This is a genomic window from Bacteroidota bacterium, assembly GCA_016183775.1.
Taxonomy (GTDB): Bacteria; Bacteroidota; Bacteroidia; order JABDFU01; family JABDFU01; genus JABDFU01.
In genome coordinates this window covers 1-12,226 of record JACPDY010000012.1, presented here as the reverse complement: position 1 = coordinate 12,226, position 12,226 = coordinate 1, and the positions used below count along the sequence as shown (strand labels likewise).

The 12,226-nt window shown below is 38.7% G+C and carries 13 protein-coding genes and 1 tRNA gene; 4 read left to right on the top strand and 10 right to left on the bottom strand.

Annotation, left to right across the window (positions count from 1 at the left end):
- Window positions 1-131: 131 nt before the first annotated feature.
- From HYU69_01585 to HYU69_01540, 10 genes are all read right to left on the bottom strand, one after another.
- Complete coding sequence (locus tag HYU69_01585) at window positions 132-1,460, bottom strand: DUF262 domain-containing protein (protein ID MBI2269028.1); 1,329 nt, start codon at window positions 1,458-1,460, stop codon at window positions 132-134.
- A 168-nt stretch (window positions 1,461-1,628) separates the two neighbouring features.
- Window positions 1,629-2,414, bottom strand: a complete 786-nt coding sequence (locus HYU69_01580; protein MBI2269027.1) for a nucleotidyltransferase domain-containing protein — start codon at window positions 2,412-2,414, stop codon at window positions 1,629-1,631.
- 266 nt (window positions 2,415-2,680) lie between these two features.
- The gene (locus HYU69_01575) at window positions 2,681-3,124 is read right to left on the bottom strand and encodes a 50S ribosomal protein L9 (GenBank protein MBI2269026.1); all 444 of its coding nucleotides are present in this window, start codon (window positions 3,122-3,124) and stop codon (window positions 2,681-2,683) included.
- A 93-nt stretch (window positions 3,125-3,217) separates the two neighbouring features.
- Entirely contained in the window at window positions 3,218-3,487 is a 270-nt protein-coding gene (locus tag HYU69_01570; protein MBI2269025.1) for a 30S ribosomal protein S18, read from the bottom strand.
- A 62-nt stretch (window positions 3,488-3,549) separates the two neighbouring features.
- Window positions 3,550-3,903 carry a 30S ribosomal protein S6 gene (locus HYU69_01565; protein MBI2269024.1) on the bottom strand — a complete coding sequence of 118 codons (354 nt, stop codon included), beginning with the start codon at window positions 3,901-3,903 and terminating at the stop codon, window positions 3,550-3,552.
- 249 nt (window positions 3,904-4,152) lie between these two features.
- On the bottom strand, window positions 4,153-6,423 hold the full coding sequence (locus HYU69_01560) for an NADP-dependent malic enzyme (protein ID MBI2269023.1): 2,271 nt from the start codon (window positions 6,421-6,423) through the stop codon (window positions 4,153-4,155).
- A 68-nt stretch (window positions 6,424-6,491) separates the two neighbouring features.
- Window positions 6,492-6,710, bottom strand: coding sequence for a hypothetical protein (locus tag HYU69_01555; GenBank protein ID MBI2269022.1), 219 nt, complete (start codon window positions 6,708-6,710; stop codon window positions 6,492-6,494).
- Between the two features lie 4 nt (window positions 6,711-6,714).
- Complete coding sequence (lptC, locus tag HYU69_01550; GenBank protein MBI2269021.1) at window positions 6,715-7,266, bottom strand: LPS export ABC transporter periplasmic protein LptC; 552 nt, start codon at window positions 7,264-7,266, stop codon at window positions 6,715-6,717.
- An 18-nt stretch (window positions 7,267-7,284) separates the two neighbouring features.
- Entirely contained in the window at window positions 7,285-8,664 is a 1,380-nt protein-coding gene (locus HYU69_01545; protein MBI2269020.1) for a hypothetical protein, read from the bottom strand.
- Window positions 8,665-8,686: 22 nt separating this feature from the next.
- Window positions 8,687-9,412, bottom strand: coding sequence for a type III pantothenate kinase (locus tag HYU69_01540; GenBank protein ID MBI2269019.1), 726 nt, complete (start codon window positions 9,410-9,412; stop codon window positions 8,687-8,689).
- Between the two features lie 207 nt (window positions 9,413-9,619).
- Between HYU69_01540 and HYU69_01535 the strand changes: the two genes are divergently transcribed.
- The 4 genes from HYU69_01535 to HYU69_01520 all read left to right on the top strand — a co-directional run bounded on the left by HYU69_01535 (window position 9,620) and on the right by HYU69_01520 (window position 12,080).
- Window positions 9,620-9,692 (top strand) — tRNA-Phe (locus HYU69_01535).
- A 424-nt stretch (window positions 9,693-10,116) separates the two neighbouring features.
- Entirely contained in the window at window positions 10,117-10,824 is a 708-nt protein-coding gene (locus tag HYU69_01530) for a TIGR04255 family protein (protein MBI2269018.1), read from the top strand.
- Entirely contained in the window at window positions 10,817-11,416 is a 600-nt protein-coding gene (locus HYU69_01525) for a hypothetical protein (GenBank protein MBI2269017.1), read from the top strand. Before HYU69_01530 ends, HYU69_01525 begins: the two co-directional genes overlap by 8 nt.
- Window positions 11,417-11,423: 7 nt before the next feature.
- Window positions 11,424-12,080 carry a hypothetical protein gene (locus HYU69_01520; GenBank protein MBI2269016.1) on the top strand — a complete coding sequence of 219 codons (657 nt, stop codon included), beginning with the start codon at window positions 11,424-11,426 and terminating at the stop codon, window positions 12,078-12,080.
- The last annotated feature ends 146 nt before the right edge of the window (window positions 12,081-12,226 follow it).

Genomic DNA, 12,226 nt, shown 5'->3' with positions numbered 1-12,226 from the left:
ACCTTCTCGTTCTGCTTCCTGGAGGATACTATACTTCTCTTCCGGGGTAAACTTTCTTTTTTCTTTGGTCATTTTCCCTAATTTTACTGTGACTAAATTAATTTAATTAATTTGTCCAGTCTTATAGGGGGCTAAGACATTGGGAAAATATGATGGTATTGTTTTCTATTATATTTTGAGAGTGATAATGCAATGTCAACTTTTAAATTCTTTACTAAGTCCAAAGGACTCTGTTGAGCCATTAACAATAAAAATGCTCTCGTAAGTTGGTTAGCTTTAGAAAACTTAGAAGCAATCAACTCCCCTTTCGTCACGGTATATTTAACTTTACTAACTTCAGAGAAATTATTTGTTCTAATTTCAATCATTCTTTGAATATCAAAATTCATCTTCTCTGTTGTCTGGCCAGTTGAGTATCTGTTAGAAAAAGAGATTTTCCAAAACCATTTTTTTAATTCTTTCAATTGATTTGAATCAGGGATTCCGTCTATTCCAAAAAATTTAACTAAGCCGACAATCAATTGTTGTGCAGGCAAAAAATCAAGATGTGAACAATTGATGTCTGTTGCTAAAAAATCAATTGTTTTTCTTAAACCTTCACAAAATTTTTCCCAATTATCTCTAACTTGTTCCCCTGAAAGTTCTGTAATGGCTTTTGTTGTTGTGTCGTTTTGAATAAAACCTGAAATTGCTTGGAGTATTATGTTTTGAGTTAAATCTCCGAAATTCTTTTCTTCAAGTTCTTCTTGTAATTCATTCATCGATTCAAGTAGATGGAAATCATCCGTCCATGTCCAAGCGGTCATCAAGTCCAAGGTCGTTAGTTTAGTTCCCGTATTATTAATTCTTTCGAAGATTATTCCGACTTCGGATTTTTCTCTATTCTTAATTGTTACTACAGGAATTTCATAGTTGATAAATTTAGAATAAAGCTCCTTCGCATCATTTTGATATAATGCATCAAGTTTTAACACTGAGTCAAAAAAATTTGTTGGATTTAAAAAATGTCTCAGATAAATAGCATCATTTAAGGAGGCGTTAACTTCGCTTTTGGGTAAGAACGCATTTTTTGAAAAACTATAATAAATTTCAAATAAATCAAGATTAGGATTGTAACTAGCGGATTGAGGATCTTGCATAGTCTTATCACTAAATGACGCGTAGATTGACGATACTCTTTGTTGTCCGTCAAGCACATAGTTTACAGGATATTCTTCTGGATTTTCAGGAATACTATACCCAGCTATATTTCTTGTATGTTTTAGCTTGTCAGATGTGCTCCACAACAATATACTGCCAATAGGATAATTTTTTACAATGCTGTCTAACAAGTCTAAAATTTGGCTTTGCTTCCATACATATGCCCTTTGAAATGCAGGAATTTTTATATCACCAGCATTTATCCTACTGATGATCTTGTCAATTTTTTCAGGATTGGTCGAAAGTTCAGGTGCTCTCATTATTTAGTTTTCTTAATTATTGATATGTCATTTTAAAATTACCGCTAACGTTTTGCACATTTGCGATGGGCGGGATTTTTACCACTAATGTTTATGCGGAGAACTGAACTTTCGGCTACCACAAATGTGTCTGCGAAGCACGAAACCCCGCCTATCGCAAATGTGCTGTTAGTGGCTGCCGTTCTTGTCCCACGCTTCATATATTGTCTGATTAAATAGTTCGTCAAGTCTTGCTGTGTCTGGTTGAGTAATTTGTCCCAATGATTTTACATAGTCGCTATAAAGTTTAATTTTCTGTTCAAGAAAGTCATTAAGAATTTGAATTTTGGGTTCTTCATTAAGTTCTTCTCCTGCCATTTTTCGTGTCAGCAAGTTTTGTATTTCTGTCTTAACGTTTTGGTCTGTTACTTGGCTGTCGAGAAGTTTGCTAAATTCCATTGGAGCCATTGTGTTGGTCTGAATAATCCAGTCACAAGCAAGTATGGGTCGTAATACGTAGAAGTATTTTTTTACTCTTACATTGTCCTTTAGCAAATAGGCTTGATAATTTCCTTCTGCCATGTGCAAGTAGTGATGCAAACAAGATTTGGGGTTAAAATATTCTTTTGTTAAGTCGCGAAGTTTGTCAGCGGTTGAGAACTGTTGCAAGTAAACAATTGGACTTCTTAACCACTCTAACATTGGTGGATTTGATTTTCTAAAAAGTCGTAATGCTTTTTTTAGTTCCCAGCCTGCAAGGTCAATATCGTTTGGTAAAATTTCTTCTTGATTGTCTTTCTTGTCGTCAATTTTTAAATACCAGTCAAGTCTATGAATGTAAATATATCTTACGTCCCAGTCGCTGTCTGTCGAAGCAAAACCCCAGGCACGACTACCACTTTCAACAGCATACAAAATTTTGATGTCGTGTTGAAGTTCAAGTCTTAAAAGTTCTTTTTTTATTTCGTCTGTCATTGTTTACTGTGTCGTGATACGGTTGCCACTAACTCGTTGCTTGGCGCAACTAATATACTAAACTTGCTCTTATCCGGCTACCATTGTCAGGCTTGGTGCAATAGATATCTGATCGTAAGTGTTTGTAATTATTTGTAACCGAATAATGATTGAAAAACGAAAAAACGCCCCCCGAATCATCGGAGAGCGTTTTGTTTTCTGATATTAGAACCCTCTCTTCCTTCGACTCTGCTCAGGACAAGTTCGGAGAGGGCAGGGTGAGGCCTTTATTCCCCCACCACTTCAAACGTAACCTTTGCAACAACTTCTTTATGCAAACGTACATCAGCGGTATAAGTACCGGTTGTTTTAATATCGTCTTTAATGTCGATGTTTTTACGATCAACTTCAAAACCCAGTTTTTTAATAGCATCAGCGATCTGGATGGCGTTAACCGAACCAAATATTTTTCCTGATTCACCTACTTTAGCGCCTACTTTAACCACCATGTCTTTCAACTTGGTTGCAGTAGCTGTAGCGGCAGTTTTAATTTTCTCTTCTTTAAAAGCGCGCTGCTTTTTGGTTTCAGCCAATACTTTTTTGTTGGTTGTGTCGGCTGTAATAGCCAAACCTTTTGGTAATAAAAAATTACGTCCGTAACCGGCACGTACTTTTACTACATCGTCTGTATATCCAAGGTTTTTTACGTCTTGTTTTAAAATTACTTCCATGTTTTTAAGTTGTTAGTTGTTGGTTGTTGGTTGTCCGTTGTTGTTACCTGTTGTTTTACTTACAACTGATAACTATCAACTGACAACATTAAATCACTTCATCAAATCCGCCACGTAAGGCATGATTGCTATATGGCGCGCACGCTTAACAGCTTGTGCCACTTTGCGTTGGTATTTCAACGAAGTTCCGGTAAGCCTTCTTGGCAACAATTTGCCTTGCTCGTTAACGAACTTTAAAAGGAATGCAGGATCTTTGTAGTCGATATACTTAATGCCGCTCTTTTTGAAACGACAGTATTTCTTTTTCTTTACTTCAACCGCTGTTGGAGTTAAGTATCTTATTTCTGATGTGTTCTCAGCCATGTTTTAGGTTTTTTTTCACCCGCCGAATCCGCCTCAGGCGGAGCAGGAGGGTTAGTTTTTAATTATGCAGTAACCGTTTCCTTTTTCTTTGATTTGTTCCTGCGTTTTTCACTGTAAGCGATCGCGTGTTTGTCGAGCGCAACGGTCATGTAGCGCAGCAGGCGCTCATCACGTTTAAACGCGAGTTCAAGGTCTGCGATCACTGAACCTTCTCCTTCAAATTGAAAGAGGTGGTAAAAACCTGTTGTTTTCTTTTGTATCGGGTAAGCCAACTTACGCAGGCCCCAATCATCAGAGTAGATGACTTTGCATCTGTTATCAGTAAGTAATTTTTTGTACTTACCGACCGTTTCCTTTGCCTGTTCTTCAGACAAAACGGGAGTCATAATGAAAACGGTTTCATACTGATTTGCCATTCTTTTGTTTAAGTTTTAGTTAATTATTTAGTTTGCCTTTTTTAAAAGGGAGACGAAGATAGGAAAAATAAGGCTAAATGGGTAAGATTGGTTGAATTTTTCAAGGGTCGGAAATTATCCAAAAGTATGTAATTTATTGTTTATCAATTAATTATGCTTTGATGGTTCAAAGTTCAAAGTTCAAAGTTCAAGGTCGTTGACCCAAAATACCTCCATAAAACCTTGAACTTTGAACCCGGAACCTTGAACTTACCTTTTCGCCTGCGCATCAATAACCGCTATAGTAACCATATTCACTATTTCGCGGACGGAGCTGCCTAATTGCAAAACGTGAACAGGTTTTTTCATGCCTATCAGGATCGGGCCGATAGCTTCCACGCCTGCCATTTCCTGCATCAGCTTGTAGGCAATATTACCGGAAGCGAGGTTTGGGAAAATAAGGGTATTCACTTTTTTATCTATCAGATCGGAAAAAGGAAACTGTTCCCTCAACAACTCATTATTCAGCGCGAAGTTGGCCTGCATTTCGCCGTCAACGATGAGTCCCGGATATTGTTTGTGCAAGATAGCAACCGCATCACGCATCTTATTCGGAATGGCGCCATCCGTTGAACCGAAATTTGAGTATGACAGCAGCGCTACACGCGGAATAATATTGAACTGGCGGACACTGTTGGCCGTGAGTACAGTAATGTCAACAATTTCCTGAGTGGTAGGATCCACATTCATTGTTGTATCGGCAAAAAAGAAGGGACCCTGCTTGGTGTTCATAATGTACATGCCGGCTACACGTTTCAAATCATCCTGCACACCTATAATCTGAAGCGCGGCCCGGATAGGATCACCATATTTACGGGTCAATCCGGATATCATGGCATCGGCAGCGCCTGTTTCCACCATCATGGCACCAAAGTGATTGCGCTCACGCATCATCTCGCGCGCTTCAAAAAGCGTGTATCCCCTGCGTTTACGTTTGCCAAAAAATATATCACCAAACTGGTTCCTTCGTTCCTCCTCTTCTTTGCTACGCGGGTCAATGATCGGTATATCTTCGAGATCGAGGTGATTTTCTTCGATCAGCTGCTTAATGCGTTCAGGAACCCCCAACAAAATAGGGCGCGCGATGCCTTCATCTTTCACCTGTTGCGCGGCTTTCAGTATTTTGTAATGATCCGCTTCAGTGAATACCACGCGTTTTGGATTCTGCCTGGCTTTGTGGGTAATGGTGCGGATCAACTTATTATCAAGACCGAGACGCTTATTAAGTTCTTCCCGGTAACCTTCCCAATTGGTAATTTTATGCTGCGCCACACCCGATTCAATGGCCGCTTTCGCAACAGCCGGTGCAACAGTGCTGATGAGGCGAGAATCGATCGGCTTTGGTATAATATATTCCGGACCGAACGTAATATTTTTTGTATCGTACGCCAGGTTTACCGATTCGGGAACAGGTTCTTTGGCCAATGCCGCGATGGCATAGACAGCCGCAAGCTTCATGGCCTCATTAATCTGTGTAGCCCGAACATCGAGTGCGCCGCGGAATATAAAAGGGAAACCAATTACATTATTTACCTGGTTAGGATGATCGGAACGACCGGTCGCGATAATAATATCCTTGCGGGCAGCTTTTGCCAGTTCGTACGAAATCTCGGGATCGGGATTTGCCAGGGCAAATAAAATGGCATTCTTCGCCATGCCCCGAACCATATTCTGGGTAACTACATTTCCTTTTGATAAACCAACGAACACATCAGCGCCTTTCATAGCGTCTTCAAGACCTTCGTAATTCTTTTTATCGGAAGCGAAATATTTTTTGTGCTCGTCAAGATCGGTACGGCTTATATGTAACAATCCTTTGCTATCGAACATAAAGATGTTCTCTTTTTTAGCGCCCACCGATAAATATAATTTAGCGCATGAAATAGCCGATGCTCCCGCGCCGTTTATAACAATACGCACTTTACTTAAATTTTTACCCGCCACTTCGCAGGCATTAATAAGCGCTGCTGTTGAAATGATGGCTGTACCATGCTGATCATCGTGCATGATCGGGATCTTCAATTCCTCTTTCAGCCGCCGTTCGATCTCAAAACATTCGGGTGATTTAATATCTTCCAGGTTTATGCCGCCAAATGTGGGCGATATAGCCTTTACAGTGCTTATAAAATGTTCCACATCATTTGAATCAACTTCAATATCGAACACATCTATATCAGCGAAAATTTTAAACAGCAAGCCTTTCCCTTCCATTACCGGTTTGGAAGCAAGCGGTCCGATATTGCCCAAACCAAGCACAGCTGTACCATTTGATATAACTGCTACCAGGTTACCCTTAGCTGTGTATTTGTATACATCCTCCGGATTTTTTTCAATTTCGAGGCAAGGCTCGGCAACACCGGGTGAGTATGCCAATGATAGGTCACGCTGGGAACTGTATGGCTTGGTAGGAACAACTTCGATCTTACCGGGACGGCCCTGGGAGTGATAATCAAGGGCATCTTGTTTACGAAATTTATTCATTAATTGTAAGTTAGTTGATCAATACGAATATAGTAATAAAGGAATACTCTTGCATTACAACGCAGCAGCTATTTACTTTCCGATGACCCTTCCGTTGGAGCGACCCGTTTACGCTGGCGTTTTCGCACAGCATACATTACCCCTGAAACAAAAGTGAAAACCAAAAAATAAATAGCCTGTTCTTTATTACCGGTAACCATAGCATAGGTAAACGAGATCAGCCCTATACACCCTATTACCAACCATACAATTTCCAAAATGCGAAGTACTTTATGTTCGTTCTTCATATCACTATTTCTTTTGTTGTTCGTCCTGAACCGCTAAAGTTCCTTTTATGTTTTTTATTTTATAACGGGTAAAATCCTGGTTCGACTCAAGACCGTCGCCGTACATTATTTCATCCGCTCGCGTAATTTTTACAAAAGCATCTGTATAGATCAACTGCTTTTGTTCATCCCATATCAGCTTTTCCGTGTTCAGCTTTTCACCTTTCTCATTCACAAGCACCACATCATTTTTCGCTTCCATACGTCCCAAACCTTCATAACGCACACCATACCTGGCGGTAAGCTCTGTTTTCACTTTGGCACTGTCGTCATAAAACAAAACATGCATGCCTTTTGGAAAAACCACGTAAGCCGTATCTTTTGAATAATGCTCAATCACCGGACCGGTAAGTTTCACTTTCAACCGTGCTGAATCGCTATAAATGATCTCCACATTCTTTCCGGTCTCGTTTGGCAAACTGCTTTTCGCGGTGACAATATTTATTGTCTCAATATCATTCTTACAGGATACAAGAATGGAAAAGATAATTAAACCAACGAAGCTGAAACGACACATTACCGGATTATGAATGACTCAATCGAATTTAGTTTTAACAAACCAGCGATCATTTAAGGAAATACCCAAAAGCACATTGAAGAACTGCTCTTTAAGCACTGTGTTGCTGCCACGCTGGCCAACTTCTAAACCAATGTTAAGTACATTATATTGGAACATGTGTTTATTCCATCCGACAGGCAAACCAAAACCAATGCTGAAAGAGGTTTCGTTAAGCTGGGTCCCTTTAAATTCGATCGGCAGGTTTGAATAACGGAACCCCGCACGGTAATATACCTTTTTAAAATACCCCACGTTGACATCCGTTTTGCGGGAAGGGATGAACTGAATGCCTACAATTGCCTTTGAACTGTTCTTTAACCCGCCATTTACTTTGTTCATTTCAAAATCGGACCAATTCTGCATAGTGTACTCCACTCCCACTGTAAGTTTATCTCCTTTGCGGATAGCTAAACCTGTACTGAACCTTGCCGGCAAGCGTATAGACGTTTTTTGATATTTAATGATCTGGATCGTATCACGCGGAATATCATAACCATACCCGTTAAGAATATAGTTTTCCGACTGGATGTTATTCACCGCATTGATATCGGACATAGCCGCGAACGTAGCGCCCCAAACGATGCGTACATTGTCGCGCAGATCACGATGGCGGAGCGAATCAATAGTAAAACCGTATTGAACACCATAATCAAAGCAAACATCATTTACATTTGTACGGCGTATGGTCCTGGTATTAAAGTAGCCCTGCCCCGCGGGCATAATGGCCTTGCGTGTATTTTCGAGCAGGCCAAATAAGTAGGACGCACTTGCACCGAATGAGAAACGGCCTGCTTTAAACCCATTACTCCAGTATACCTTATTAACACCGCCGTTACCATTATATAAATAATTTACCGTACCGATACTATCAATTACTTTCGAATCGGTTACATTGTAACCAACACTGCTCAATGGCTGCAGGCCAAAGCCTGAACCCCACCATTTTGTTATCGGAAAAGCGAATGCTATGTACCCTAACGAGGTCGCATTCGTCAGCTGACTCTGCCCGTTCGAAAACAACTTAGAAGTATTACTGCTTACCCCTGTCTCAAAAGTTGTAAGGCGTATAAATGAAAAAGAAGCAGGATTAGCTAAGTTGATATTGAACGGAGTGGTTGTATCATTTTGCATGGCTGTACCCAAACCTGCCATCGCAAAGTTCTGCGAGTACCCATTCTCTCTTATCTCCCCTATTCCATAACGCGAGTAAGGCGAAGTGGTAACAGATTGAGAAAATAAATAAGATGTGAGAAGTAAGAAGGCAGAAATGAAAATTGAGATGTGAGACCTGAGATGTGAGATGTGAGACCTACCTGTCCGTCTGGCAAGAATAAAGCACTTTGCTGATCTGATCATCCTTTAATTTGATTACGCTGCCTCAGGCATTATAGTTTAAAATAATATTCAATCCTTTTAAAACCAGATTGGGGTCAGCAAAGATGGGATTTTTTATGCGTTTCTCAAAAAAGACCATATCGCCTCCTGTAAGGAACACGTTAACACCCGGAAATTGCTGAACATATTGATTTATCATTCCGTTAACCTCCGCTGCTGCTGCAATTTGTACCCCTGCAAGGATCGACCCGCGCGAATCGGTTCCGATAAGTTTATTGAACTCAGCATCCCGTTCAATTAACGGCAAACGCGAGGTAAAAGTATGCAGGGCTTTAAAACGCATATTTAATCCCGGCGATATAGCGCCACCCAAATATTCGGCCTGTTTATTCAAAAAATTGTACTTAATGCAGGTACCGGCATCGATCACCAAAATATCAACGTTGGGCGACTGCTGATGAGCAGCTACAACCGGCGGAATACGATCATTACCAAGTGTATCGGGTGTTTTGTATAAATTTTTTATAGGGATCTTTGTTTTAGAAGTATACTCCACAACAGAAAAGCCGGCACTTTTTAAACCACTTATAATTTCCCCTTCATTATTTACAACTGATGAAACAATAGCGCGGCTAGGCGTTTGCATTCTTATAAACCCGGAAATAGCATCGGTTTCTTCCAAAGAAAAAAAATAATGATACTTTAACACGTCGCCTTCAAACAAAGCGATCTTAACGCGTGTATTCCCGATGTCGGCAACAAGGTTCATGAACCAAAAATAACAAATGAAGCGGTAAACCAGCCCGATTTTTGGGTGAAATCAAAATTATGTTTAGATTTGCCCCCCTTATTAGGTACCCTAGCTCAATCCCGATGAAAAATCGGGATTCACATGGTTCTAATCTCGCGGTGCTCGAAGAACCATGGAATTGGTAAAGAGGTTTTACATTATTGTTCTTTAATTTTTAATAATTATGGTGCCCTAGCTCAGTTGGTAGAGCAAAGGACTGAAAATCCTTGTGTCACTGGTTCGATTCCAGTGGGCACCACAAATAACGCTGATTATCAATAGATTACACAGTTCTATTGACAAATTTTTAGTATTAGTCGAAAAGTACATTCATACCGCAGCTATACACATTCATGTTGTAGCAATGTACATCCATTCCATACTCATACCGTAGAAAAGTAGAGTTATACTGTCTTATACAGGCGTTATTCAAGCTTATACAGGAATATTCACACCTCATAAAGTCAATAAAAAGCGAATACTAATTCACATTACGCTGTTTGTATCTTCCATATACCTAATAATAAATATTACCCGGCAATTCATAACATTACGTTGTTATTTACGTTAAAAAATGTTAAAGGAGATAATTAATTCAGCTGATGTGAATAAGTCGTTTTGTTGTTGAAAACAAAAGTATAGATTTGTCAAAGTGCATTGAGCAGTTATACTTCTCAACACCTATGATTAAGATTCCAAAAAAAATTACTCCTGATCCAATAATAGATTCTATCGTAGAATTACGGTTTAAACCTGTAATAAATAAAGACGAGGTTTTCGGAAAAATTTTTAGTGAGCTTAATAATTCGTTTCAAATTTATCAACCTTCTCAAATACCTAAAATAAGAATTCAGGACAATGTTTTTGCTTATGTAGCGGATGCAACAATTTCAAATCAGGATTACTCAATAGGGATTGGTTCAAATGTAATTTCTTTTAACTGCAAAGACGGGTACAAAGGATGGGGTAATTATTTCGCTCTAATAAAAAGTGTTTTGCTTAGAATTTCCGAAAAGGGAATAATTGAACAGATTGAACGAATAGGAGTAAGGTATATAAATTTTTTTAGTGAGATAGAAGTAATTACTAAACATCTTAACCTCTTTATTGATTACTCAAGAAAGAATGAATATGTAACCAAGAGAACTTCATTTATTACAGAAATATCACAAGGAATATTTAGTCACCGTATAAATATTGCAGACGGGGCAATACTTAATAAAAAGAGTGGTTCACTTATAGATATTGACACCTCAACAAATGAAATCAAAAGCAACATATCAGAAGATCTTTTTAATCAAATAGAGGCTTGTAGAATTGAGGAAAAGAAATTGTTTTTTACTTTATTGAAAGAAGACTTTATAGAAAAATTTAATCCTGAATATGCCTAACACACTAACTATTGAACGTGGAACCCTCTCCAGCGGACAGGGTATGAACGTACATCCTCATTTCAAAAAGAATGAAGGACAATTAACTGGCAATGGTTGGATAGTAATTGATGATCCCTATTGCGAAGAAGAAGTTGATACCACAAATGCAAATCAACCTTTATGGGCATATACAAGCCCCAAACTTGATTTTAAAGATAAACCTAAAGATGAGGACACGGAACTTGCAAAACAATATGAAAAAATTCGGATACAGTATTTGTTCATGCAGGAATTACGTAAATACATTAATTACGTACAAGATATACTTACAGATACCATTTCCAAAACGGATATGGCAATTGATAAGATTGCCTCTTTAAGTTATCAGGCTATTTCGCTTGAATTAACACCGGATAAATCAATAATTTTTCATTTAAAATATTCCGAGGGGAAAGAACTTTTAATTGAGCTTTATTACGTACCCAAAGCCGGAAAAACGAAAGAAGCATTTTTTGCGTTATATGAAAATAAAAAATGTCTTTTCAACGGTATGGGAAAACTTGACGAGGTTATTTCGGATATTAAAACAATTATCGAAGATAAAAAGTAATGATAGGATGCTTTATCCAGATGAATTACTTCCGAAGCCTCATTATAAGGGAATAGATTCCGATAAACTCACGCCCAAATCATTTTTACTGCGAAAGTCCCTCAATCCACCTGACCCATATAACGAGGAAATAAGGGTAGATGAGATATTTGATAAGGGTAAAGAATTATTCGGTTTATCGGAAAATTTATTTGGCATTTATACTCTTGAACATCTAAAATATGTGGCATCAAAGGATAAAGAAAAAAATTATCATTCTCCCTGGCAAGTAGGAGATTCTGTCATTAAAGCAGAAGCCGTTATTTTTACTATTGAAGAAAATCCTGCTCCCATATTCTTTCCCGTAATAGCGATACACAATGTTCCTTTCCCAATTGAAAAAAAAATATCCGTTCAAGGAAATGCCAACCCTCAAACAAAAAAAATATCGGGTAGAATATATGTCCAGCATTCTCCAAGTAAATGTAACTTTTGGCATTTTGAATTGAGAATTACTGAACCCGACAATAATGGGGAAAAAGAAATCAAACGCAATAGCACAAATACTGGGGATTGGAGAGATGAGGCAGCAAAATCATTCTTAAAATTTACTTTGAAAATAATCGGTCAAAGAAGTGTTAATGACTATGACACTCCCCCTACATCACTTTATATTAAGGATTAAAATAAGGTGTCTTAGCCCCCTAATAACTGGACACTTTTTTCAAAATGGTTTACTACTAAATCCCCTTTTTCTTGCTCGTCCGTTAGGCGAAGATAGCTTAGCGCTTCGGGATTGTCAAGGTTAGTACTAAGCGGCTGATTTTCTAT

Bases quoted from the DNA above. Each gene is read 5' to 3' on its own strand.
- HYU69_01585 (MBI2269028.1), bottom strand. From the start codon at position 1,460: ATGAGAGCACCTGAACTTTCGACCAATCCTGAAAAAATTGACAAGATC.
- HYU69_01580 (MBI2269027.1), bottom strand. From the start codon at position 2,414: ATGACAGACGAAATAAAAAAAGAACTTTTAAGACTTGAACTTCAACAC.
- HYU69_01575 (MBI2269026.1), bottom strand. From the start codon at position 3,124: ATGGAAGTAATTTTAAAACAAGACGTAAAAAACCTTGGATATACAGAC.
- HYU69_01570 (MBI2269025.1), bottom strand. From the start codon at position 3,487: ATGGCTGAGAACACATCAGAAATAAGATACTTAACTCCAACAGCGGTT.
- HYU69_01565 (MBI2269024.1), bottom strand. From the start codon at position 3,903: ATGGCAAATCAGTATGAAACCGTTTTCATTATGACTCCCGTTTTGTCT.
- HYU69_01560 (MBI2269023.1), bottom strand. From the start codon at position 6,423: ATGAATAAATTTCGTAAACAAGATGCCCTTGATTATCACTCCCAGGGC.
- HYU69_01555 (MBI2269022.1), bottom strand. From the start codon at position 6,710: ATGAAGAACGAACATAAAGTACTTCGCATTTTGGAAATTGTATGGTTG.
- lptC (MBI2269021.1), bottom strand. From the start codon at position 7,266: ATGTGTCGTTTCAGCTTCGTTGGTTTAATTATCTTTTCCATTCTTGTA.
- HYU69_01545 (MBI2269020.1), bottom strand. From the start codon at position 8,664: ATGATCAGATCAGCAAAGTGCTTTATTCTTGCCAGACGGACAGGTAGG.
- HYU69_01540 (MBI2269019.1), bottom strand. From the start codon at position 9,412: ATGAACCTTGTTGCCGACATCGGGAATACACGCGTTAAGATCGCTTTG.
- HYU69_01530 (MBI2269018.1), top strand. From the start codon at position 10,117: ATGATTAAGATTCCAAAAAAAATTACTCCTGATCCAATAATAGATTCT.
- HYU69_01525 (MBI2269017.1), top strand. From the start codon at position 10,817: ATGCCTAACACACTAACTATTGAACGTGGAACCCTCTCCAGCGGACAG.
- HYU69_01520 (MBI2269016.1), top strand. From the start codon at position 11,424: ATGCTTTATCCAGATGAATTACTTCCGAAGCCTCATTATAAGGGAATA.